Here is a 24,316-nt window from a genome sequence, read left to right on the forward strand (position 1 = left end):
CCGCTGGTCGATCCAGCAGCGCTCAAGTTGACCGTGAGTTGGCCGTAATGCTCCTCAGCGGCGTGTCGCCGCCCGTTCGTTGAAGACCATTGGGAGAACATGCATGTGGCCAAGAAAAGCAGTCCTCGTTTCGACCCTTGTCAGCGCCTGCCTGACTACGCCTGCTTGGGCAGCAGACGACAAACCCGATACCCCAGTCAGTATTCGCGGTGGAAAAGTGGTCAGCGTCGATGAAGCGAAGAGCCTGCTCGACAAGAAGTCAGCCGCATTCTTCGACACACGCAACGCGCTGAATTTCGGCAAAGGGCACGTTCCCGGCGCGACGATTGTCTCCTACAAGGAGAAGAGCGATTTCAGTCCCACCTTTGACGCAAGCCAAGACGCGTTCGAGCTCGCCAAGCTGCCGGCTGAAAAGAGCGCCCAGGTCGTCTTCTACAGCGACGGGCCGAAAGGCTGGAAGTCGTACAAGGCGGCTACTCTGGCAATCAACGCCGGGTACAAGAATGTTCTGTGGATGCGTGAAGGTTTTGCCGGGTGGACAGCGCGAAATCTTCCGGTTGCCCAGTAGTAGCCAGAAAGCGGTTCAGTGCGCCTGTGCAACCCATCAATCGGCAGTCGGCTGCTGATCGCTGGCTGCCTCTCGTTGGCAATCGTCTTGTTTCTGGCAATTGCCGGCATTTATGGTTACCGCATGCTCGAACGGGAAGCGGAGATCGAGGCTTCGTCTGCGCAACAGTTCATCAATCTGCAGCTCAGCCTGCGCGGTCTCGATGAAGTAATCCTGACCCAGGGTACGCCGGCAGCCAAGGACTTGGCACGCAAGAGCGTGCAAGCCTTCAATGACGTCTGGCCGAGGCTGATCGCGGCCAGCTCGGGGACTCCGCTGCAAGCAGCGCTGAGTAGTCAGATTTCACCCAAGTGGCAAGCCTTCAGCAGCAGTATCGAAGCGTTCCTGCAAGTCAGGTCGCCGGGGCCAGACAACGACGAAGCGATGGTTGCCTTTGGTCGCCTGATCAATCTGGGGAACGCCCTCAGTCAGGAGATTGGCCAGTTGCGCGCACGCTCGGCGGTGGAAGCTGCTGCGCGCATCGAACGGCTGGTCGCGCTCGTCAGCGCGACCAGCGTTCTCCTGACGGTCGCCCTATTGGCGCTTTTCGTCGCCACCTATCGGCGAATCATGGCGCCGATGCACCGCCTGCAGTCGGCCATCGTCTCGGTCGATCGGGAACACGATCTGACCCGCCGTGTGGAGTGGCCGCATCAGGACGAACTCGGTCGGGTCACCGGTGCGTTCAATTCGCTGATCAATGGGTTGCAGCAGATCGTTTGCCGCGTTCTGGACAGCATGGCAGGTCTGCGCGTCGCTGCCACCAACATGGTGAGCGTTGCCGAGCGCGTCCGGGACGGCTCGGCACGCCAGCAAACGTCATCACACGAAGCCGTAGCCGTGGTCGACACCTTGCATGTCACCATTACCGATCTGGACAAGCGTGCGCGCGAAGCCGGGCAACTGACCGAAACCTCAACCACAGTGGCGACCGAATGCAGCGCCATCGTTGGGCAGGTCGGGCAAGCGATTCAGGCTACCAGCGACAGCGTTGGCGCACTTGCCGTACAACTCGGCGGTCTGCGGCAGCGCTCGAGCGAGGTAGATGCCATCGTTCAGGTGATTCGCGAAATTGCCCAACAGACCAACTTGCTGGCGCTGAACGCCGCGATCGAGGCGGCGCGCGCCGGCGAACTGGGGCGCGGCTTTGCCGTGGTAGCGGACGAAGTGCGCAAACTAGCCGACAAGACCGACACCGCAACGGCCGGGATCGGCGACATCCTCAGCACGGTTCGCCACGAGATCGAGCAGTCGGTGAGTGGAATCGCCGAATGCCAACGAAGATCGGGCGAGATCGCCGGCCTCTCGTCGCACGCCGGAAGGGCGATGGAACAGGTGCGCCTGACCGGCGGGCAGGTCAGGCAGGTGGTGGCCGAGATCGTCGAGGCGGTGAACTCGCAGCATGCGGCGGCGACGGCCATCGGCCACCATGTCGAGGCGATTGCCAAGCTGGCGCAAGGCAATCTTGAGCAAGTGCGGGAAACCAGTAATGCGGCTGAAGACCTGGAACGAATGGCAACCGATCTGAAGCAGACGGTGGCCGATTTCAAGACCTGATCGATCCTCGCCAGAGTTTCGGCAAGCGCTTCGGCGGTCTGGCAGATAAACAAAGAGGTGCGTTGGCGCTGGCCGTCGGCTGCCGGGCAAAGCGCGTTTCCCACTTGCTGCTTGCCGTCGCCGCTGTGTGGTGTTGGTGTCCGCCGGTGCGGGCTGAAGGTGGCCGCGCCGGCGCTTTGCGGTAGTATGCTGACGGACGCCGCACCGGTGCGATCCGGCGCGTGTCGACCACCTGCCGATTCCACCATGTCCTCCTCTTCCGCTCTCGCCGCACTCGCCTTCGCCGGGCTGCTGTCTGGCTGGCCGGTTTTCGCCGAGGTGCCGAGGCTGATCGCGCCGGCCGAGCTGCGCGGCTTGCTGGCAAACTTTCTCGAGCGGCCCGATCTGGGCGATGCGACGGAGGAGGCTGCGTTCGCTCGCCGGGCGCAGCGCGAGGCGGCGAATCTGCTGGCGACCGAAGGCTATTTCTCGCCGCGCGTCGAGTTGCGCCGCGACGACGGCGAACTCGTGCTGCTCGTCGAGTCGGGTGAGCGCTCGCTGATCGGTGCGGTACACATCGCTCTGCTCGGCGATTTGACCGAGGAAAGGCGCGCGTCGCTGATCGCCGGTTGGCGGCTGAAGCGCGCGCAAGCGTTTCGCCAAAGCGACTGGGACGAGGCCAAGCATGCGCTGCTCGCCGACTTGCTGGCGGTCGACTACGCCGGTGCGCGGCTGCGCGAGACGCGCGCCGAGGTTGATCCGGTGGCCCGTCGGGTCGAGCTCTACATCGTCGCCGAAACGGGGCCGCGTTATCGCTTCGGCGAACTGAAGATCAGCGGGCTGCAGCGCTATTCGGCGGCGCTCGTCGCGCGTTTCAACGACAGCGTCAAGGTCGGTGACAACTACCGTGAGGACCGCCTGCTCGCCTTGCAGAATGCCCTGCAGAGCACGCCCTATTTCTCGTCGGTGAGCGTCACGCTCGAGCGTGCCGACGAGCGGGCGGACGCGCCCGCGCTGGCCAGCGACGGCGCGTTGACGGCGCCGGTGCTCGTCCGTTTGCGCGAGCGTTCGCCTTACCAGGTGTCGCTTGGCGGCGGCTACAGCACGAATACGGGTTTGCGCATGGAGGCGACGTATCGCAACAGCGATGTCTTTTCGCGCGCCTGGGAGTTGCAGAGCGGATTGCGCATCGAGCAGTTGCGTCAGACGGCGTATGCCGATCTGTTCTTCCCGCCCGATGAGCGGCGACGGCGCGACGGCGTCGGCACGTCGTTCGAGGAGTCGGATATCGCCGGGCTGGCGATTCGCCGCTTTGCCGTTGGCGCGATGCGCGTGCAGCAGCGCGGCAGCGTCGAGCAACGGCTGAGCGTCAATTGGCAGGAAGAGAAGCGCTTGCCGGACGGCGCGCCCGAGAGTAGCAGCCGGGCGCTGACCGCTTTGCTCGCGTGGACCTGGCGGCACGCGGTCGATCCGCTCGACCCGGCCGAGGGCGTTTCGCTGCAGGTGCAGCTCGGCGGCGGCAGCCGGAACCTGCTGTCCGATCAGGACTTCCTGCGCGCTTATCTGCGCTATAGCCAGGGGATCCCGCTGAGCGCGCGCGACGCCTTGCTCGTGCGGGGCGAAGTGGGTGCCACGCTGGCGCCTTCGCGCGTCGGGATTCCGCAGGACTTCCTCTTTCGCGCCGGCGGCAGCAATTCAGTGCGCGGCTATGCGTACCAGAGCCTCGGCGTGCGCGAGGGGACGGCGACCGTGGGTGGACGCTATCTGCTGACGATGAGCGCCGAGTACCTGCATTGGCTCAGCGCGACCTGGGGTGCGGCGGTCTTTGTCGATGCTGGAGATGCCTTCGACGAGCGCCGGGTGCGTCAGCTGGCGACCGGTTACGGCGTCGGTGCGCGCTGGCGCAGCCCGGCCGGGCCGCTCGGCATCGATCTCGCGTGGGGCCAGCGCGTGGGCAAGCTGCGCCTCGATTTCTCGCTGGCGATTCCGTTTTGAGGCGGCAGCGATGAAGCCGAAGGTGGCGCGCGAAGTGCAGCGAGCGACGAAATGGACGAGCCGGTGAGCGACCAGGCGAGCGCTGCCAGCGATCATCCGGCGATCGCACCGCCGACAGTGGCGGGGCCGCCTCCGACGGGGACGGACGGGCACCGTGCTCGCTGGTGGCTGTTCGTCGTCTGCCTGCTCGGTTTGCTCGTCGGTGCCGCCTGGGTGTGGACGAGCGAGGCTGGGTGGCGCGCGACGTGTCGCTTGCTGAGCGCAGTTGGCGGCGGGCAATTGAGCATCCGGGGGGCAAGTGGTAGCCTGGGCACGGCGCCGGCGGTCGCTTGGCTGCACTGGCGCAGCGACACACTCGATGTGCAGCTCGAGCAACTGCAGGTGGTTTGGCGCCCGACTGAGCTGTTGCGCGGGCGCCTGGCGATTGCCCGGCTGGCAGCGGCGCGCCTGCGCGTCGCGAAGCTGGCAAGCAGTGAAGTGCCGGCGCCGCCACAGACGCTGCGCCTGCCGCTCGCCGTCGCCGTCGTCGTCGACGAAGTCGACATCGGCCGCCTGGAAGCCGGCGATTACGCGCATCGGGACGGCAAGGCGCTGACCGTCGCGGAAAACCTGAAGGCGCGCTGGCACAGCGACGATGAGCAGCACCGCGTTGCCGATCTGCGCGCCGCGGTCTTCGGTCTGGCGGTTGACGGTGAGTTGAGCCTGGGTGTCGAGCCGCCGTTCGCCGTTCTCGCCAAGGCCGCCGTCGAGGGCGCAACGGGCGGGCGGGCGCTCGCCTTCGATCTCTCCGCGGAGGGACCACTGACCGATATCGCCGTGCACGGCAGTGCGCGCACGGTCGCCGGGCGAGCGGGCGAGGACTTCGCCGGCGAGTTGCAGGCACATCTGACGCCCTTTGCGCGCGGATCCTATCGCAGCGCGCTCGTCCGCCTGTCGGGCGTCGATCCGGCGGCGTGGGTCGACGGCGCGCCGCGCGCCGCCCTTGCCGTACAGATCGAGTTGCAGCCGCTGGGCGACTCACCGAGCGAACTGGTTGGGCGCCTGGCGCTGGTCAATCGGCTGGCCGGCACGGTCGACCGACAGCGCCTGCCGCTCGAGTCGTTGCGCAGCGATCTGCGGCTGAGCGGCGGCGAGCTGAGCCTATCCGCGCTCGACGCTGAACTGCTCGGCGGCGGGCGCCTGCAGGGCAGTGGACGCTGGCAGACGGACGAGCTGGCGCTGAGCCTGAACGCCGCTCGTCTCGACGCGGCTGTGCTGCACGGCGCGCTGCGCCGGACGCAGCTTGCCGGTGCGCTGCGCGCGACGCTGGCGTTGCATCGGCAAACGCTCGCGGTCGACCTGCGTGACGCGCGTTTCGCGGTCGCCGCCCGGATGATCGCCGATCCGGCAGTGCTGCTCGTCGAAGGCATGCGCCTGTCGGCCGGCAAGGCAGAGCTGCGCGTCGACGGACGGCTGGCATTGAGCGGCGAGCGCGCGTTTGCCGCGCGCGGCAGCCTGCACGACTTCGATCCGAGCGCTTTCGCCCGCTTGCCCACGGCGCGCCTGAACGCGACGTTTGACGCCGAGGGACACGCCGTGCCGCTGGCGCTGAAGCTCGCTTTTGCTCTGCGTGACAGCCGTTTTCACGGGCAGCCGCTGGCCGGCCGCGGCGCCTTGGAAATCGTCGGGCGGCGCCTGTCGCAGGTGGCGATCGAGTTGAGCGCGGCGGGCAACCGGCTGACCGCGAACGGCGCGTTCGGCGCGCCGAGCGATCGTTTGAACGTCGTCGTCGCGGCGCCTAAAGTTGATTCGCTCGGCATCGTCGGCGACCTGGACGGGCGCGTGCTGCTCGGAGGGACGCTCGCCGCGCCGACGCTGAGCGGCGAGTTGCGGGCGCTGCGACTGGTACTGCCCGGGCTCGGCGAGTTGCGCGGGCTGCAGGCACAGGCGAATCTGGGCGAGGGTGCGCAAGGCGCGCTCGCCGGTCAACTGCGGCTCGCCAGCTACACCCGGGCGGGCGGCGCAGGCGTGTTCAGCGGGCTCAGCATTGAGGTCGAAGGCGTGCGCGGCGCACACCGGCTGCGCGCACAAGCCGCCCTCGCGGGAGAGCGGGAAATGCGTCTGCGCCTCGCCGGCGCGCTTGGCGAGCAGGCGGGCGGGCTGGTCTGGAGCGGCACGCTCGACGAACTGGTGTTCGCGTCGCTCGTCGAGCCCGCTGCGCCCTTCGTCCGCCTCGCCGCGCCGCTGCCCTGGCGCATCGGCGGCGGCGGGCTGGCGCTGGGTGCCGGCGAACTGGTGGGTGCTGGGGGATGGTCGGCACGCGTGGAATCCTTGCGTCTGACTGCCGCCGGCTGGCAGAGCGCGGGCAGCGTGCGCGGCCTGCCGATGGCGCGCACGCTCGCCGAGTTCTCGCCCAGCCTGGCGGCGACGCTGGCCAACCCGGCGGGCGGCGAGCCCTTGCGTCTGGCCGGTGAGTGGGAATTCGGCCCGCCAGCCACGCGCAGCGCTAGTGGTCTGCCGGCCGGCCGCCTGCGCCTGGCGCGCGAGAGCGGCGATCTGGCGATCGGCGCTTTAGCGCTTGGTCTGCACGAGGCACAGCTCGATCTGGCGAGCAGCGATGGGCGGCATGTCGCGGGGCTCAGGCTGCGCGGCGCGCGCCTCGGCGAGCTGACCGCGCAACTCAGCGCTGCCGCGTCGGCGCGCGCGCTGCTCGATCGTCTGGCACCGTGGCGCGGCGACCTCAGGCTGAACGCGCCCGACCTCGCCTGGCTCGGTCCGCTGCTCGGTCACGGATGGCAGCTTGGCGGCCGCTTGGTGGGCGATGTCCGCCTGGGCGGCACGCCGGCGCGGCCCAGCCTGGGCGGCGAGTGGCGCGGTGACGACTTGGCGCTGCGCGCGCTCGACCAGGGCATGCGTCTGGAACGCGGCCGGTTGCAGGCGCGCCTGGCCGGGGGCGAGACGCCGGCAGACCTGCGCCTGCGGCTCGACGAACTAAGTTTCGAGAGCGATCTGCAGACAATGCCACGCGCGCTGCAACTCGCGGCGGGGATCGCTCCCGGCGAACTGACCGGCAAGCCTGGACGCTTCTTGGCGAGTGGCGAACTGCGCCTCGGGCAGGCCGACGCGGTCTTGCAGCTGCGCGCCGAGCGTCTCGGCGTGTGGCAACGGCCCGACCAGTGGCTGCTCGTCTCGGGCAACGGCGAACTCGCGTTGGCTGCCGGCAGCGTGGCCGTCGTCGGCCAACTCGCGGTCGACGCGGCCTATTGGCAACTCGCCGGCCTGAGCACGCCGAGCCTGTCCGAGGACGTGTTCATTCGCCGAGGCGGCGCTCAGGCGCCGGCCTCGGGTGCGCCGCGCCTGCTCAGCGTCGACCTGCAGACCGATCTTGGTCGCAACTTCCATTTCCGTGGCGCGGGCGTCGAAAGCCGTCTGGTCGGCGCCCTGCGCTTGCGCGCGCAGGGCGGCGAACCGCTGCGTGCGAGCGGGTCGATCCGCACGCGCGACGGGCGTTTCGATGCCTACGGCCAGAAGCTGGAGATCGAGCGCGGCATCGTCAACTTCCAGGGACTGGTCGACAATCCCGGACTGAACATCCGTGCCATACGCGCCAATCTGCCGGTCGAAGCCGGCGTCGAGGTGAGCGGCACGGCGCGCCGACCGGTGGTTCGCCTGATTTCCGATCCACCGGTGCCCGACGCCGAGAAGCTGTCTTGGCTGGTCCTCGGACACGCGCCTGATCAGGAGGGCGGGCAGGACGCGGCGCTGCTCTTCGCCGCCGGGCAGGCGATTCTCGGCGGGCAGGACGGCGGGCCGCTGAAGGCCTTGCAACGCAGCCTGGGCATCGACGACTTCGGCATCAGCACAGGGACGCTCGACGGTTCGGGTCGGCGGCTGACCAGCCGCATCGCCAGCTCGAGCGGCTTCGGCAGCGCGAGTACGGCGACCGGGCAGATCGTCAGCGTCGGCAAGCGTCTGTCGGCAAATCTGCTGCTCAGCTACGAGCAGGCGCTGAATGCCACCGGCAGCGTCGTCAAGCTGACGGCCAATCTCGGACGCAATCTGTCGGTCGTCGGTCGGGCCGGGTCGGACAACGCGCTCGACGTTTTCTGGACCTACCGTTTTGGTCGCTAGTGCGCGGTCTGGCGCACCGTGGGCAGACCGTCGGGGGCGAACACGCGGTCGGCGCGGGAGGCAAAAAAAAGCGCGGTTCGTGCGAACCGCGCTAAATCCACACCAAAGGAGGAGGGTGGAGGAGACATCCGGAGAAGAGCTGCACTGCTGCCTTCGGCCACCGCGTGCCGCATTGCCTTGCGACACGCCAGCATGGGGGGAAACTCGCTTCCCACGCTTGGCACGGGCTCACCACATCGCTACCGATGAGTGAATTATCGCCGATCGAAGACCTTGCGTCAAGCTTTCTTGCTGCATTGCGCAATATTTTTTCCGTTGTCCCTGATCGGCCCCCCCTCTAGAGTAAAAGCGATTAATATGCGGATGGTTGCTGCTCAATAATGACATCGATTATACAATGCGTAATTTTTTCGCGGGTCGAATGAAGGCGTCATTTTGACTACGATATTGCGCTGCACCATCAACCGTCTGGCCTGCCGGCCAGCGCTTCCGGTTACAATGCGGATAAGCCCTGGCGCGCCGCGCCGGGCGCGGCCAGCGGCCGCAGGCATGGGGTAAGGACTGTTTTGGGTGGAGGTTGGTGGCGTGGAATGTAAGGTCAAGTGGATCAATGACGGGATGGCGTTCGTCGCCGAGACGGGCACCAACCATGCGCTGGTGATGGACGGTGCGCCAGAAGCGGGTGGGCGCAATCTGGCGCCGCGGCCGATGGAGCTACTCCTGGCGGGCACCGGCGGCTGCGCGGCTTTCGATGTCGTGCTGATTCTGAAGAAGGCGCGGCAGGCGATCAGCGGTTGCGAAGTCAGCCTGCAGGCGCAGCGCGCGGAAAGCGAACCGCAGGTGTTCACCCGCATCCACTTTCACTTCCGGGTCACCGGCAAGCAGCTCAAACCGGAAGCCGTCGAGCGGGCAATCCAGTTGTCGAAGGAAAAGTACTGCTCGGCCTCGATCATGCTCGGCAAGACGGCCGAGATCACTTACGACTATGCCATCGTCGAAGCCTGAAGCGCTAGAGGTAGTACGCCGTCCGCGTCATCACGCGGCCCGCCAGCTTCATTGCCAGACGAGCCGGCGCTGGCAGTTCGCGCGCGCCGAGCCGGTTGGCCGTCGCCGCATGCGCGACTTCATCGGCGCGCATCTGTTCGACGATGGCGCGCGACTTGCGGTCGCTCGCCGGCAACTCGTCGAGGTGGCTGTCGAGGTGTGCTTCGACCTGCCTTTCGGTTTCGGCCAGGAATCCAAGGCTCCACGCGTCGCCCAGTTTGCCGGCGCAGATGCCGATGGCGAGCGAGCCGAGATACCAGACCGGATTGAGCAGGCTCTTGCGGTCGGCGAGTTCGGCCAGGCGGCGCTCGGTCCAGGCGAGATGCTCGGTTTCCTCGTCCGCTGCCTGCTGCAAGGCGTGCTGGATGCTCGGGTCGCGACAGGCCAGCGCCTGCCCTTGGTAGAGTGCCTGAGCGCACACCTCACCGACGTGATTGACCCGCATCAGGGCGGCGGCGTGCGCCCTTTCCGCCGGAGTCAAGGGATCATGGCCGATTTCGTTTCCAGGCACTGGGCGCGTCGTCGGCGCTGGCGCGAAGAGCGTGCGTAGCGCTCTGTCGAAACCGATAATGAGGTCGTCGTGGGTCATCGGGGTCCTCTGCCGGGCGACGGCCGGCGCCGCTTGGTGGAGAAAGCCTGGCCGGCAATCAGCGGCGCAGGGCGGTTGGTTGTCCGCCATGACGCAAGGCGCGGCGAGCGTCGTCGGCGTCGCGCAAGCGGACGTCGATGTGGCAGAAGTAGTCGGAAAAGAGCGCCGCGTAGTGCCGGTTGAGCGTGTTCTCGCTGATCGTTTGCCAGCGGTCGCTGCGCGCTTTCGACCACGTGCGGTCGGCGCGGCCGAGGGCGTATACCCGGCGCTCGCCGGTTGCGCAGCGCATCCCTTCGTAGCTGATGTTCTGCGCACCGGACGGGCTGACAACGACCAGCGTATAGCGCAGAACGCCGTCGCTGCCGACGCTCAGCGAGTCGCCGTCAATCAGAAAGCGGTTGTTTGTTGTCGCGCTGACCTCGAAAGGGATCAGTTTTTCGTTTTGCGGAAAAGCCGGTAACTGCACTTCGTTTTCCTGCCAGGTTGGCCGTTCCTCGTCTTCGTCGGCGCGCGCGGCGGCGCCAACCGAACCGGCGCTCACACCAAGGCAAGCCGCGATGATCAGCGTTTGGCGGAGCGGCCGCGGCCAACGTGCGTTCGCCTGCGTCTGCCGGTTGTGGCTGGGCGGTACGCGAAGCATTTCTTACTCCTCGCCGACCAGCGTTACGGGTTGCGGGTCGGGCAGGTTTTCGCGTCGGGTGGGTGGCGGCCGGCGAGTTCGCCGGTGATCGGCATTGAGAAAACGCGCCAGTTCGTTCAGCGCCTGTTCGTACACCCGACGCTTGAACTCGATCACGGCGTCCAGCGAAACCCAGTAGGTGTTCCAGCGCCAGGCATCGAACTCGGGGTGGTCGCAGGCGCGCAGCGAGACGTCGGTGTCGCGACCAATCAGGCGGAGCAGAAACCAGATCTGCTTCTGCCCGCGGTAACTGCCACGCCATTCGCGTCTTACCCAATGCGCCGGTACGTCGTAACGCAACCAGTCCTTGGTCCGCCCCAGAATGCAGACATGCTCGGGCAGCAAGCCGATCTCTTCATACAGTTCCCGGTACATCGCCTGCTCGGGCGTTTCACCGCGCTTGATGCCGCCCTGCGGGAACTGCCATGAATGCTCTCGGATGCGCTTGCCCCAGAATACCTCGTTCCTGGCGTTGCAAAGAATGATGCCGACGTTCGGGCGATAGCCTTCACGGTCAAGCATTTCCCAAGACCTGCAATTCGATTGATTGCGTACATTCTTCCACATTTCACAGGACTTGCAAAGCAGATCACGAGTCGCGCCAAATGATTTCGCGGCGGCTGCCGGGCTCGGGTAAAATCGCTGCTTGCCATCCCGCCAGCCTTTTCTTAGCTATCCACCATGCGTAGTTCACGGTTTTTTCTGTCCACCCTGAAGGAGGCGCCGGCCGACGCCGAGGTCGTCAGTCACCAGCTGATGCTGCGCGCCGGGATGATCAGGCGCCTGGCTGGTGGAATCTATACCTGGATGCCGCTCGGCTTGCGCGTCGTGCGCAAGGTCGAGGCGATCGTGCGCGAGGAGATGAATCGCGCCGGGGCCATCGAACTGTCGATGCCGGCGGTGCAACCGGCCGAATTGTGGCAGGAGTCCGGTCGTTGGGAAAAGTACGGTCCCGAGTTGTTGCGCTGCAAGGACAGGCACCAGCGCGATTTCGTCATCGGCCCGACGCATGAGGAGGTGATCACCGATGTCGTCCGCCGTGAGGTGAGAAGCTACCGCCAACTTCCGTTGCATTTCTATCAGATTCAGGTCAAGTTCCGCGACGAGATTCGACCGCGCTTTGGTGTGATGCGTGGGCGTGAGTTCCTGATGAAGGACGGCTACTCGTTCCATAGCAGTTTCGCGGATCTGCAGCGCGAGTACGGCAACATGTTCGCCACTTACACGCGCATCTTCACCCGCTTGGGATTGCGTTTCCGCGCCGTCGCGGCGGATACCGGGTCGATCGGCGGCACCGGTTCGCACGAGTTTCATGTCCTGGCCGACTCGGGCGAGGACGCGCTGGCCTATTGCCCACAATCGGATTTTGCCGCCAACGTCGAACTGGCCGAGGCGCTGGCGCCGGCTGGCGAGCGGCTGCCGGCGCGGGAAGCGCTGCACAAGGTGCCGACGCCCGGACGAACCAAGTGCGAAGACGTTGCCGAACTGCTCGGCTGCCCGCTTACGGCGACGGTCAAGCTGATCGCGGTCGTTCTGGCGGCGCCGCCACCAGGCTGCCGCGAGCTGGCACTGATCCTCCTGCGCGGCGACCACGCGCTGAACGAGGTGAAGACGCAGAAGCTGCTCGGCGATTTCCGCTTTGCGCGCGATGATGAAATCGTCGCCGCTTTTGGCTGCCCGCCGGGCTATCTCGGGCCGCTGGGCGTGCCGAGCGACCTGGCGGTCGTGGCCGATCGCAGCGTCGCGACGATGAGCGATTTTGTCTGTGGGGCGAACGAAGCAGGTTTTCACCTGGCCGGGGTGAATTTTGTCCGCGACCTGCGCGAGCCGGCCATGGTGGCTGATTTTCGCAACGTCGTTGCTGGCGATCCGTCACCGGATGGGCAGGGATCGCTTGAACTTTGTCGTGGCATCGAGGTCGGCCACATCTTCCAGTTGCGCACCAAGTACGCGGAAGCGCTGAAATGCAGCTTTCTGGACGAGAGTGGCCAGAGCCGGATCATGGAGATGGGCTGCTACGGGATAGGTGTGACACGCATCGTCGGGGCGGCTGTCGAGCAGGGCCACGACGAGCGCGGCATCGTTTTCCCGGCGGCGATTGCCCCCTTTGCCGTCTGCATCGTTCCGATGGGCTATGCCAAGAACGAGGCGGTCAGGCAGGCGGCCGATGCGCTCTACGGCGAGTTACAGGCGGCGGGAATCGACGTCTTGCTCGATGACCGCAACGAGCGTCCGGGCGTGATGTTCGCCGAAATGGAACTGATCGGCATCCCGCATCGCATCGTCGTCGGCGAGCGTGGCCTGGGCGAAGGAAAACTGGAGTACAAGGGTCGCTGCGATGCGGCGGCGCAGATGGTGCCAGTGAGTGACATCCGTGCGTTCCTGGAGGAGCGGCTGTGCGCTGGCTGATCGTCCTGGTCGCCATGCTCAGCGTCTCGGCAGCCCAGGCCGGGGCGCAGAAGTACGAGCCCCTGTCGGCCAGTGTGCAGGCGGCGCTGTCGCGTACGGTTTCCGACCGCGCGCCGCCAACGAGCTCGTTTCAGGATTCGTTGGCGGCTGTCGACTGGCTGAGCGAGATGTCGCGTCGACTGGAGAAGCGAATTCCCGATCGCGAAGGGCGGTTAGAGTTCCTCCGCTCGGTGCACTACGAAGCGACGCGCGCCGGACTCGACCCGCAACTCGTCCTTGGCCTGATCCAGGTGGAAAGCGGCTTCAAGAAGTACGCCGTGTCGACCGCTGGCGCGCGCGGCTTCATGCAGGTCATGCCGTTCTGGGTCAAACTGGTCGGGCGCAGCGACGACAATCTTTTTCACCTGCGGACCAACCTGCGCTACGGCTGCACGATCCTGCGTCACTATCTCGACCTCGAGCGCGGCGACCTGTATCGCGCGCTCGGACGCTACAACGGCAGCCTGGGCCAGCCACAGTACCCGAACACGGTGCGCGCTGCCTGGGACCGCCACTGGTCCTATACGCGCAGCAGTAAGCTGGCTTTACGCTGAAACGCCGCGCGTCGCCGCCGTGTGCGGGTGGCCAGCGCGGTCAGCGCAAACCGGGCAGCATGTTCTTCATGCCGCGCAGCAATTGCGCCATGCCGCCGCGCGAGAACTGCTTCATCATCTGCTGCGTTTGCTCGAACTGCCTGAGCAGGCGATTGACTTCCTGCACCTGAACGCCGGCGCCGAGCGCGATGCGCCGCTTGCGTGCCGCCTTGATCAGTTCGGGTTTGCTGCGTTCGGTCGGGGTCATCGAATTGATGATTCCCTCGATGCGGGCGACGGCCTTCTCCTCGCCGCCGGCCGGTAGCTGTCCGGCCGCTTGCGAGAACTGCGCCGGCAGCTTGTCCATCATCGAGGCCAGGCCGCCCATCTTGCGCACCTGTCCGATCTGCTCCTTGAAGTCGTTCAGGTCGAAGCCTTTTCCCGCTTTCAGCTTCTTCGCGAAGTCGATCGCTTTCTGTTCGTCGATTCCCTTGCGTGCGTCCTCGATCAGCGACAGGACATCGCCCATGCCGAGAATGCGCGAGGCCATCCGCTCCGGGTGAAAGGCTTCCAGTCCGGTCAGCTTTTCGCCGATGCCGGCAAACTTGATCGGCCGGCCGGTGATATGACGAACCGACAGGGCGGCGCCGCCGCGCGCGTCGCCGTCCAGCTTGGTGAGCACGATGCCGGTCAGCGGCAGTGTTTCGTTGAACGCTTTTGCGGTGTTGACCGCGTCCTGGCCGAGCATCGCGTCGACCACGAAGAGCGTTTCGATTGGCTTGATCGCGGCGTGGATCTCGGCAATTTCCTGCATCATCGCTGCGTCGATCGCCAGTCGCCCGGCGGTGTCTACGAGCAGCACATCGTGGTAGTGGCGGCGTGCCCAATCGACTGCTTGACGGGCGATGTCGACCGGTTTCTCGTGCGTTGCAGAGGGAAAGAATTCGGCTCCTGCCTGCCCGGCGACGGTCTTCAACTGCTCGATGGCGGCCGGGCGATAAATGTCGCAGGAAACCACCAGCACCTTCTTCTTCTGCGTTTCGCGCAACATCCGGGCCAGTTTGCCGACCGTCGTCGTCTTGCCCGAGCCTTGCAACCCGGCCATCAGGACGATCGCTGGCGGCTGCGTCGCCAGATTCAAGCCACTGTGCGCCTCACCCATGATGCGCGTCAGTTCGCGATGGACGACGCCGATCAGCGCCTGGCCAGGGCTGAGCGAGCCGATCACTTCCTCGCCGATCGCCTTTTCCTTGACCGCGGCAATCAGGTCCTTGACCGCCGGCAGAGCGACATCGGCTTCAAGCAGCGCGAGGCGAACCTCGCGCAAGGCGTCGCTGATATTCGCCTCGGTCAGGCGGGCTTCGCCGCGCAGGGTCTTCATGACGCGGGCAAGGCGTTGGGTGAGGTTGTCGAGCATTTGGCTTCCGGCTTGGTGTAAACTCAGGTAATGGCAGATATTCTACTGCAGCTTCTTCCGCACGTCGTTTCATCGCTGCTGCATGCGGCGCTCGGCATTCACTTCTGGAATACCCGTTGGCGGGAAACTGACCGCCCGCTGCTGACCCAACCCATGCGGCCGTGGGAGCGCTGGGCGATTTTTGCGACCCTGGCGATTCAGGCTTGCGGCCTCTACAACGGTCTGTTCGGCACTGGCGGAATGCGCTTTTCGTTCAGCTACGCGCTCTCGTTGATGCTCTGGCTGGCCGTGCTGATCTACTGGCTGGAGAGTTTTCGTTCGCGTATGGACGGCTTGCAGCCGCTGGTTCTGCCGCTGGCTGCGCTCGGTGCCGCGGCGCCGGCGGTTTTTCCCCATTTGCGCGTCGTCGCACACGCTGGCGCCTGGGGTTTCCAGTTCCATTTTCTTACCGCGATGCTGGCCTACAGCGTGTTCACGCTGTCAGCGCTGCACGCGGTGTTCATGGGTTTTGCCGAGCGCAAGCTGCATCAGCGCGCGCTGACCAGGAGCCTGGGCAGCCTGCCGCCGATCCTGACCATGGAAGCACTGCTCTTTCGCATGATCTTGCTTGCCTTTTCTCTGCTCAGCCTGGCCTTGTTGAGCGGTGTCCTGTTTTCCGAGGCGATTTTCGGGCGCGCCGTGGTCTTCGATCACAAGACGCTGTTCGCCTTTGCCTCGTGGGCGATCTTCGCCGCTTTGCTGGTCGGCCGTCGCTGGTACGGTTGGCGCGGACGCGTCGCGCTGCGCTGGACGCTGGCCGGCTTCCTGGCGCTGCTTCTGGCGTACATCGGAAGCAGATTCGTCGCCGAGGTTATCCTGGGGCGTTTGTGAGGTTTCGGCCTGGCTGGTATTGCTGTAGAATCTTTCGCTTTTCGTTTACGCAGAGGTGGGGCGGTGCGCGGGCAAGCCGGGCCTCGCCCAGTTGTCGCAGTCCCGGCGCACTGCGGCGAGCCAGCCAGGCGCAGCAGGTCGCGGTCTCGGGCTGGCGCTGCTGCAGGCTCTGCCGGGACAAAACGCGGCATGGGCACTCGCGCTGGGCCACCTTTCCGCCCGCATGACAAGGACTTGAAGGACTCTTAATGGAAACGAATGGCGAAAACACTGATGCTACGGAAGTGAGCCCGCTGCTACGGCGGATCGACCTGTCGGTCTCCATCGCTGACCTCGACAAGGATGTGGAGCAGCGCTTGCGGCGCGTCGGCAAGACGATGAAAATGCCCGGCTTTCGTCCCGGCAAGGTGCCTCCGGCAGTGATTCGCCAGCAGCATGGCGCGCAGGCGAATCATGAAGCGCTGCGCAGCGAACTCGCGCGCTTGTTGAACGAGGCGCTCGAAGAAAGGCGGTGGCGAATCGCCGGCGCGCCGAGGCTCGAGGCGGAAGCCGGCGATAGCGACACACATTTGCAGTTCTCGGCCGAGTTCGAAGTCTATCCGGATATCGTTCTGCACGATCTGTCGAGCTTCGAGATCGAACGCTCCGTTCTTGAGGTAGGGCAGACGGAGATCGACCGGACGATCGAGATTTTGCGCAAGCAGCGTGTGCGTTACGAGATTGTCGATCGACCGGCGGCGGCCGGCGATCAGGTGAGCATAGACTTTCTCGGCCGCAAGGACGGCGAGCCGTTCGCCGGCGGCCAGGGCCAGGATTACCGCTTCGTTCTCGGCGAAGGCAGAATGCTGTCGGATTTCGAGAATGCGGTTGCCGGTACGCGCGCTGGCGAGAGCAAGTCTTTCGAGATGACGTTCCCGGCGGAGTATTTCTCGGCCGAGCTGGCCGGCCAGACGGTGAGCTTCGAGCTGACCGTGAAAGAGGTCGGCGAACCCATCCTGCCGGCGATCGACGGCGACTTTGCCCTGGCGTTGGGGATTGCCGATGGCGACCTGGAAAAGATGCGCAGCGAAATCGAGACGAATCTGCGGCGCGAGGTGAAGCGGCGCCTGCAGGCAAGAGTGACCCAACAGGTGATGGACTTGCTGCTCAAGGCCAACCCGATCGACGTACCTCAGGCGCTGCTCGCCGGCGAGATCGAGCGTTTGCAGGAGTCGGTGCGCCAGGACATGCGGCAGCGCGGCATGAGCGCAAAAGAACTGCCGATGCCGGCCGACTGGTTTGCCGAACAGGCGCGGCGACGCGTTGCACTCGGCCTGATCCTGGCTGAAATTGCCACCGCCAACGACATTCGCGCCCAGCCGCGGCAGGTGCGTGCGCTGGTTGAAGAAGCGGCGCAAAGCTACGAGCACCCGGAACAGATCGTCAGCTGGCACTATGCGCAGCCGGAGCGCCTGCGCGAGTTCGAGGGGGCGGCGATGGAGGCGCAAATCGTCGACTGGGTCTTGGCGCAGGTCAAGGTGGTCGATAAGCCGGTGGTTTTCGCGGAGTTGATGGGGCATACGTCCTGAGGGCAGGGCGGCTGCACGACGAGGAGGAATGCGCATGAACATCGAAGGCGGTAGCAACTGGCGGCCAGAGGCGCTTGGCCTGGTGCCTATGGTGATCGAGCAGAGCGGTCGGGGCGAGCGCGCTTACGACATCTATTCGCGCCTGCTCAAGGAACGGGTGATCTTTCTCGTCGGCCCGGTCAACGATGTGACGGCCAATCTGGTCGTCGCCCAGTTGCTGTTTCTCGAAGCGGAGAACCCCGAGAAGGACATCCATTTCTATATCAACTCGCCCGGTGGTGGCGTTTCGGCCGGCCTGTCGATTTACGATACGATGCAGTTCGTCAAACCGGATGTGTCTACCCTGTGCATGGGGCAAGCGTGTTCGATGGGTGCCTTTCTGCTTGCCGCTGGCGCGCAGGGAAAGCGCTTCGCGCTGCCCAATTCACGCGTGATGATTCACCAACCAATGGGCGGTTTTCAGGGGCAGGCGTCGGATATCGCGATTCACGCCAAGGAGATCCTGTCGCTGCGCGCCAAGTTGAACGAACTGATGGCGCGGCACACCGGACAGGCCATCGAACGCATTGAACGCGATACGGATCGCGACAACTTTCTTTCGGCGGAGGAAGCCGCCGAGTATGGTCTGATCGACAAGGTGCTGGCGAACCGGGGCGCGCTGTGACTGGCGCCTGGGTGCCGGGTCGCGCAACAGTGAGGTAGGTGGAGATGTCAGAAAAGAAAAGCGGCAGCGAAAAACTGCTCTACTGCTCGTTCTGCGGAAAGAGCCAGCATGAAGTCAAGAAGCTGATTGCCGGGCCATCCGTCTTCATTTGCGACGAGTGCATCGAGTTGTGCAACGATATCGTGCGCGACGAGATCGTCGGCGATCACGCCAGCAAAGGTGGCCGGAACGACTTGCCAACGCCGCGCGAGATTTCGGCGCTACTCGATCAGTACGTCATCGGCCAGGACCAGGCGAAGCGCATTCTTGCCGTCGCCGTGTACAACCACTACAAGCGCCTACGCCACCAGGGCAGGGTGGGCGCTGACGAGGTCGAACTTGCCAAGAGCAACATCCTGCTGATCGGCCCGACTGGGTCGGGCAAGACGTTGCTCGCCCAGACGCTGGCGCGGATGCTCGACGTTCCTTTCGTGATGGCCGACGCGACGACGCTGACCGAAGCGGGCTACGTCGGAGAAGATGTCGAGAACATCATCCAGAAGTTGCTGCAAAAGGCCGATTACGACACCGAGAAGGCGCAGCGCGGCATCGTCTACATCGACGAGATCGACAAGATCTCGCGCAAGTCAGATAACCCTTCGATTACGCGAGACGTTTCCGGCGAAGGTGTGCAGCAGGCTCTGCTCAAGCTGATCGAAGGGACGATCGCCTCGGTGCCGCCGCAGGGCGGACGGAAGCACCCGAATCAGGACTTCGTGCAGGTCGATACGACGAATATCCTGTTCATCTGTGGGGGCGCCTTCGACGGTCTGGAGAAGGTCATCCGCAATCGTTCCGAGCGTGGCGGTATCGGTTTCGGCGCCGAAGTGACGAGCAAGGACAACAAAAAGGCGATTGGTGAAGTATTGCGCACTGTCGAACCGGAAGACCTGATCAAATTCGGCCTCATTCCCGAGTTGATCGGGCGTTTGCCGGTCGTCGCGACGCTCGAGGAACTGTCGGCCAATGCGCTCGTCCAGATCCTCGTCGAGCCGAAGAACGCGCTGGTGAAGCAGTACCAGAAGCTGTTTGCGATGGAGGGCGTGGCGCTCGAGATCCGGCCGGCGGCCCTGACCGCGGTGGCCAAGAAGGCACTCGAACGGAAGACCGGTGCCCGCGGTTTGCGCTCGATCCTCGAATCGGTGCTGCTCGACAGCATGTACGAACTCCCGAGTATGGAGGATGTCTCAGAGGTGGTCGTAGACGAGAATGTCATTGTCGGGGATGGGCAGCCGCTCCTCATCTACGCCGGCCAGCCGAAGGTTTCCGGCGGTAACTGAGCGCCTGTCGGGGGTCGTCACCAGCCGGGCACGATACCTGGGAGCCGCGAGCGGAGGAAAATCCATGTCGCGTTTCCAAGCGCTAGCGTGCTGAGCGAGCGGCGCAGCTTGAAATTCGGATTCGTGTCACCATCTGGGGCATGGACCATTACCTGAAGGGCACAATCGATGTCTGCAACTCCCAAGCTGTCCAGCGAGCGGATTGAACTTCCGCTTCTGCCCCTGCGCGATGTGGTGGTCTTTCCGCATATGGTGATTCCCCTGTTCGTCGGCAGGCCAAAGTCGATAAAGGCGCTCGAAGTGGCGATGGAGGCCGGCAAGAACATTCTGCTCGTCGCCCAGAAATCGGCCGTCAAGGATGAACCGGAGGCAGAAGACCTGTACGTTGTCGGGTGCACGGCCAACATTCTGCAGATGCTGAAGCTGCCCGATGGAACGGTCAAGGTTCTGGTTGAAGGTACGCAGCGGGCGCGCATCGAAGTGATCGAAGCGCGCCAGGACATGTTCTTCGCGCACTCGCGCTCGGTGCTCGTCGAGGACGGGGTCAATCATGAAGTCGAGGCGCTGCGCCGTGCGGTAATTGCGCAGTTCGATCAGTACGTCAAGTTGAACAAGAAGATCCCGCCGGAAATCCTGACTTCGATTACCGGCATCGAGCAGGCGGGGCGACTGGCTGATACGATTGCCGCCCATCTGCCGCTGAAGATCGAGCAGAAGCAGGAAATTCTCGAGATGTTCGATGTGCGTGCGCGGATGGAACGCTTGCTCGCGCAGCTCGAGGCCGAAATCGACATTCTGCAGGTCGAGAAGCGGATTCGCGGTCGCGTCAAGCGCCAGATGGAAAAGAGCCAGCGCGAGTATTACCTGAACGAACAGGTCAAGGCGATCCAGAAAGAGCTTGGTGAAGGCGAGGACGGTGCCGACATCGACGACTTCGAGAAGAAGATCAAAGCCGCCGGAATGAGCCGCGAGGGACTTGCCAAGGCGCAGTCGGAGCTGCGCAAGCTCAGGTTGATGTCGCCGATGTCGGCGGAAGCGACGGTGGTGCGCAACTACATCGAAACGCTGGTCGGCCTGCCCTGGCGCAAGCGGACGCGGACGAGCAAGGATCTGGCCGCGGCGGGAAAGATTCTCGACGCCGACCATTGGGGCCTGGAGAAGGTCAAGGAACGGATCATCGAGTACCTTGCCGTGCAGCAGCGGGTCGACCGCCTGAAGGCCCCGATCCTCTGCCTGGTCGGGCCGCCCGGCGTCGGCAAGACTTCGCTCGGTCAGTCGATTGCGCGCGCTACCGGCCGCAAGTTCGTTCGCATGAGCCTGGGTGGCGTACGCGACGAGGCCGAGATCCGTGGCCACCGGCGGACGTACATCGGCTCGATGCCGGGCAAGATTCTGCAGAACATGAGCAAGGTCGGCGTCAAGAACCCGCTCTTCCTGCTCGACGAGGTCGACAAGATGGGCCAGGATTTTCGTGGCGATCCGAGTTCGGCGCTGCTCGAAGTGCTCGACCCCGAGCAGAACTCGACCTTTGTCGACCACTACGTCGAAGTTGAATACGACCTGTCCGACGTCATGTTTGTCGCCACGGCCAACACGCTCAACATCCCGCCGCCCTTGCTCGACCGGATGGAGGTCATACGCCTGTCGGGCTATACCGAGGACGAGAAGGTCAATATCGCGCAGCGCTACCTGCTGCCCAAGCAGATCAAAAACAACGGCCTGCGCACGACGGAGCTGACCGTTGCCGAAAGTGGCTTGCGCGACATCGTCCGCTACTACACCCGCGAGGCTGGTGTACGCGCGCTCGAACGCGACATTTCAAAGATCTGCCGCAAGGTGGTGAAGACGCTGCTGCTGCGCAAGAGTCAGCACAGGGTCGCCGTGGGCGCGCGCAATCTCGACAAGTTCCTCGGCGTGCGGCGCTACAACTTCGGCGTTGCCGAGCGCGAGAACCAGGTCGGTCAGGTGACCGGGCTGGCGTGGACCGAGGTAGGGGGCGAACTGCTGACGATCGAGGCGGTCGTCCTGCCCGGCAAGGGCAAGACGACGACCACCGGCAAGCTGGGCGAGGTGATGCAGGAATCCGTGCAGGCGGCGCTTTCGGTGGTGCGCAAGCGGGCGCAGTCGCTGGGTATCGATCACGACTTCTACCAGAAGAGCGACATCCATATCCATCTGCCGGAAGGCGCTATCCCGAAGGACGGACCATCGGCCGGCGTCGGAATCTGCACCGCACTGGTCTCCGTGCTGACCGGGATTCCGGTCTGCTGCGATGTCGCGATGACCGGCGAAATCACCTTGCGCGGTGAGGTTCTGCCGATTGGCGGCTTGAAAGAGAAACTTCTCGCAGCGGTTCGTGGTGGTTTGGCCCGAGTGCTGATTCCCGAGGAAAACGTCAGGGACTTGGCGGAGATCCCGGACAACATCAAGAACAAACTGGAGATCATTCCGGTGCGCTGGATCGATCAGGTGCTCGAGCATGCGCTCGAGCGCAAGCCCGAAGCGGTGGCGAGCGAGGAGGCGGTCACTGCGCCGCCGTTGGCGGCGGCCAATGCCGAAGGCGTCGCCGGGGGAGCCGGGCTGACCACGCATTGACGTGTTTCGGCAAGGACGAGACGTCGGCCGGCGAAGGCGCCGGCCGGGGCGCTCGCGCTGCTCTGGTCAGCCGGCCAGGGATGCGGTAGACTCGCGCCCCTGCGTTTGGTTTCGGTAATGGGTGCTTAGCTCAGTTGGTAGAGCGCTAGCCTTACAAGCTGGATGTCGGCGGTTCGAGCCCGTCAGCACCCACCAGTCTGGCGGCATTAGGCCACCAGCGCCATGGGAGTGGTAGTTCAGTTGGTCAGAATACCGGCCTGTCACGCCGGGGGTCGCGGGTTCGAGCCCCGTCCACTCCGCCAATGCCGAAAAGGGCGAACGCAAGTTCGTTTTTGCTCCGTTTTTTCCCATTTCCGCTGCGTTTTTCGCTGAATCAGATCGCGAGCCTGCACATGTTCGACTCCGTCCGCAACAACAAGAGAGCAGTTCAGATATTTCTCGCCTTGATCACGCTGCCGTTCGCGTTCTGGGGGGTCGATTCGTACGTGCGTAACGTCGGGGCGGGGAGCGATCTGGCCAGCGTTGGCGATTCGAAGATCACCTTGCACAGCTTCGACCAGGCTTGGCGCGCCCAACAGGACAGGATGCGACAGCTTCTCGGCGCCAACTACCGGCCGGAGGCGATGAATACGCCCGAAGCCAGGCTGGCCGTGCTCGACGCACTGATCGATCAGCGCCTGCTGCTGCTCGAGGCGACGAAGAACCATCTGGTGACCGGCGACGAGATGCTGCGCGAGGTGATCGGCCGCATCCCGGCGCTGCAGGAAAACGGCCAGTTTTCGCTGACGCGCTATCAGTCGGCGCTGGCCGCGCAGGGCATGTCGCAGGCGCAATTCGAGGCGCAGTTGCGGCAGGACCTGACGCTGCAGCAACTGATCGGCGCGATCGGCGATACGGCGATCGTCGGCAGCGAAGTCGGTGAGGCGCTCCTCCGCCTGCAAAGTGAAGAGCGGCACATTGCCGAATGGCGGATCAGCGCGGAGCAATTCGCCGCGCAGGTGAAAATAGATCCGGCGGCGGTGCAGAAGTTCTACGATGAGAATCCGAAACGCTTCGAGACTGCCGAGCAGGCACGTGCCGAGTATGTGGTTCTTTCGCTCGATTCGCTGCTCGCGCAGACTGTCGTCAGCGAGAGCGAAGTGAGCGCCTGGTATCAGGGACACAAGGAGCGCTACCAGCAGGCCGAGGAAAGGCGCGCCAGCCATATCCTGCTGACCGGCGAAGGCGACAAGGCGAAAGCGAAAGCCAAGGCCGAGGAACTGCTGAAAGAAGTGCAGAAGACACCGGAGCGCTTTGCCGAACTTGCCCGGCAGCACTCGCAGGATCCGGGTTCGGCCGAAAAGGGCGGCGACCTGGGTTTCTTTGCCCGCGGGATGATGGTCAAACCCTTTGAAGACGCCGCTTTTGCGTTGCGCGAAAACGAGATTTCGCAGCTCGTCGAGTCCGATTTCGGCTACCACATCATCCGCCGGACAGGCGTCAAGCCGGGCAAGCTGCGGGCCTTGAACGAAGTGCGCGGTGAAATCGAAGACGAGCTGAAGCGACAGGCGGCGTCGCGGCAGTTTGCCGAGGCTGCCGAGTCGTTCAGCAACATGGTCTATGAGCAGGCCGACAGCCTGCAGCCGGTAGCCGACAAGTTCAAGCTGAAGATCGAGCAATCGGCGTGGCTGCCGCGCAATGCCAGCCCCGAGGCGATCGCTGCGCTCGGTCCGCTGGGCAATACCAAGCTGCTGACCGCGCTGTTTGCCGACGATTCGCTGAAGAACAAGCGTAACACCGAAGCCGTCGAGATTGCCCCGAACCGCCTGCTGGCGGCGCGTGTCGTCGAGCACAGGCCGGCCAGCCTGCGGCCGTTTGCTGAAGTCAAGGGCGACATCGAAAGCACGCTGCGCGCCGAGGAAGCGGCCGCCCTGGCGCGCAAGACGGGCGAAAGCAGGCTCGCCGAGTTGCGCGCGGGTGACGACAAGCTGCCGTGGTCGACGGTGCGCAGCATCGGGCGGAACGACGCGCGACAGGTCTCGCAGGAGGCGCTGAAAGCGATTTTCCGTAGCGACGCCAGCAAGCTGCCGGCGTATGTCGGCAGCCCGGGCAGCGGCGGCTACACGCTCTACAAGCTCATCAAGGTGAGCCACCCGGACACCACCGACGAGCAGCGGCGACAGGCCGTGCGCCGCGAGTACGCTGCGCTGCTTGGGCAGGAGGAGTTCCATGCCTACCTGGCCGGTCTGCGTACGCGCTACAAGATCGACATCAACAAGGCAATGCTGGAAAGCAAGGATCGCTGATCGCTGATCGCTGATCGCTGATCGTTTTCGGAGTCGGGTGGCGCGAGCATTTCGCGC

17 protein-coding genes and 2 tRNA genes are annotated in these 24,316 nt (G+C 64.6%); 15 read left to right on the plus strand and 4 right to left on the minus strand.

Annotated features, from left to right (window positions below; genetic code table 11):
* Positions 1–103: 103 nt before the first annotated feature.
* The 5 genes from Q1L59_RS09230 (at position 104) to Q1L59_RS09250 (ending at position 9,253) form a co-directional block, all read left to right on the plus strand.
* Positions 104–568, plus strand: a complete 465-nt coding sequence (locus tag Q1L59_RS09230) for a rhodanese-like domain-containing protein (RefSeq protein WP_300331245.1) — start codon at positions 104–106, stop codon at positions 566–568.
* Positions 569–655: 87 nt separating this feature from the next.
* The gene (locus Q1L59_RS09235; RefSeq protein ID WP_300331248.1) at positions 656–2,164 is read left to right on the plus strand and encodes a methyl-accepting chemotaxis protein; all 1,509 of its coding nucleotides are present in this window, start codon (positions 656–658) and stop codon (positions 2,162–2,164) included.
* Between the two features lie 246 nt (positions 2,165–2,410).
* Entirely contained in the window at positions 2,411–4,138 is a 1,728-nt protein-coding gene (locus Q1L59_RS09240; RefSeq protein ID WP_300331251.1) for an autotransporter assembly complex family protein, read from the plus strand.
* A gap of 51 nt (positions 4,139–4,189) precedes the next feature.
* The gene (locus Q1L59_RS09245) at positions 4,190–8,248 is read left to right on the plus strand and encodes a translocation/assembly module TamB domain-containing protein (RefSeq protein ID WP_300331254.1); all 4,059 of its coding nucleotides are present in this window, start codon (positions 4,190–4,192) and stop codon (positions 8,246–8,248) included.
* A 585-nt stretch (positions 8,249–8,833) separates the two neighbouring features.
* Positions 8,834–9,253: an OsmC family protein gene (locus Q1L59_RS09250; RefSeq protein ID WP_300331257.1), complete on the plus strand. Its 420-nt coding sequence runs from the start codon at positions 8,834–8,836 to the stop codon at positions 9,251–9,253.
* A gap of 4 nt (positions 9,254–9,257) precedes the next feature.
* Here Q1L59_RS09250 and coq7 read toward each other — a convergent pair whose 3' ends face one another.
* Genes coq7 through Q1L59_RS09265 form a run of 3 tightly spaced genes read right to left on the minus strand, consistent with a single transcriptional unit; the run spans position 9,258 to position 11,082 of the window.
* Positions 9,258–9,881 (minus strand): 2-polyprenyl-3-methyl-6-methoxy-1,4-benzoquinone monooxygenase, encoded by a 624-nt coding sequence (gene coq7 / locus Q1L59_RS09255; RefSeq protein ID WP_300331259.1) that lies wholly within the window; start codon positions 9,879–9,881, stop codon positions 9,258–9,260.
* Between the two features lie 58 nt (positions 9,882–9,939).
* Positions 9,940–10,521, minus strand: coding sequence for a CNP1-like family protein (locus tag Q1L59_RS09260; protein ID WP_300331262.1), 582 nt, complete (start codon positions 10,519–10,521; stop codon positions 9,940–9,942).
* A gap of 3 nt (positions 10,522–10,524) precedes the next feature.
* A complete protein-coding gene (locus tag Q1L59_RS09265) occupies positions 10,525–11,082 on the minus strand; it encodes an RNA pyrophosphohydrolase (RefSeq protein WP_300331264.1) in 558 nt (185 codons plus the stop codon).
* Positions 11,083–11,241: 159 nt separating this feature from the next.
* Between Q1L59_RS09265 and Q1L59_RS09270 the strand changes: the two genes are divergently transcribed.
* Together Q1L59_RS09270 and Q1L59_RS09275 are read left to right on the plus strand one after the other, a co-directional pair.
* Positions 11,242–12,969: a proline--tRNA ligase gene (locus Q1L59_RS09270; RefSeq protein ID WP_300331267.1), complete on the plus strand. Its 1,728-nt coding sequence runs from the start codon at positions 11,242–11,244 to the stop codon at positions 12,967–12,969.
* A 14-nt stretch (positions 12,970–12,983) separates the two neighbouring features.
* Entirely contained in the window at positions 12,984–13,562 is a 579-nt protein-coding gene (locus Q1L59_RS09275) for a lytic transglycosylase domain-containing protein (protein WP_300331533.1), read from the plus strand.
* Between the two features lie 40 nt (positions 13,563–13,602).
* On the opposite strand, the gene ffh is transcribed toward Q1L59_RS09275, so the two are convergent.
* Positions 13,603–14,958: a signal recognition particle protein gene (gene ffh, locus Q1L59_RS09280; protein WP_300331268.1), complete on the minus strand. Its 1,356-nt coding sequence runs from the start codon at positions 14,956–14,958 to the stop codon at positions 13,603–13,605.
* Positions 14,959–14,988: 30 nt separating this feature from the next.
* On the opposite strand from ffh, the gene ccsA reads away from it, so the two are divergent.
* The 8 genes from ccsA to Q1L59_RS09320 all read left to right on the plus strand — a co-directional run bounded on the left by ccsA (position 14,989) and on the right by Q1L59_RS09320 (position 24,259).
* Positions 14,989–15,828: a cytochrome c biogenesis protein CcsA gene (gene ccsA, locus Q1L59_RS09285; RefSeq protein WP_300331269.1), complete on the plus strand. Its 840-nt coding sequence runs from the start codon at positions 14,989–14,991 to the stop codon at positions 15,826–15,828.
* A gap of 248 nt (positions 15,829–16,076) precedes the next feature.
* Positions 16,077–17,396, plus strand: a complete 1,320-nt coding sequence (tig, locus tag Q1L59_RS09290; RefSeq protein WP_300331271.1) for a trigger factor — start codon at positions 16,077–16,079, stop codon at positions 17,394–17,396.
* Between the two features lie 34 nt (positions 17,397–17,430).
* Complete coding sequence (gene clpP / locus Q1L59_RS09295; protein WP_300331272.1) at positions 17,431–18,060, plus strand: ATP-dependent Clp endopeptidase proteolytic subunit ClpP; 630 nt, start codon at positions 17,431–17,433, stop codon at positions 18,058–18,060.
* 44 nt (positions 18,061–18,104) lie between these two features.
* The gene (clpX, locus tag Q1L59_RS09300) at positions 18,105–19,379 is read left to right on the plus strand and encodes an ATP-dependent Clp protease ATP-binding subunit ClpX (protein ID WP_300331274.1); all 1,275 of its coding nucleotides are present in this window, start codon (positions 18,105–18,107) and stop codon (positions 19,377–19,379) included.
* A gap of 168 nt (positions 19,380–19,547) precedes the next feature.
* Positions 19,548–21,974: an endopeptidase La gene (lon, locus tag Q1L59_RS09305; RefSeq protein WP_300331276.1), complete on the plus strand. Its 2,427-nt coding sequence runs from the start codon at positions 19,548–19,550 to the stop codon at positions 21,972–21,974.
* Between the two features lie 119 nt (positions 21,975–22,093).
* Positions 22,094–22,169 (plus strand) — tRNA-Val (locus Q1L59_RS09310).
* A gap of 30 nt (positions 22,170–22,199) precedes the next feature.
* Positions 22,200–22,276 (plus strand) — tRNA-Asp (locus Q1L59_RS09315).
* Between the two features lie 90 nt (positions 22,277–22,366).
* The gene (locus Q1L59_RS09320; protein ID WP_300331278.1) at positions 22,367–24,259 is read left to right on the plus strand and encodes a SurA N-terminal domain-containing protein; all 1,893 of its coding nucleotides are present in this window, start codon (positions 22,367–22,369) and stop codon (positions 24,257–24,259) included.
* Positions 24,260–24,316: the final 57 nt, after the last annotated feature.

This window comes from Accumulibacter sp., assembly GCF_029255125.1.
Classification (GTDB): domain Bacteria; phylum Pseudomonadota; class Gammaproteobacteria; order Burkholderiales; family Rhodocyclaceae; genus Accumulibacter.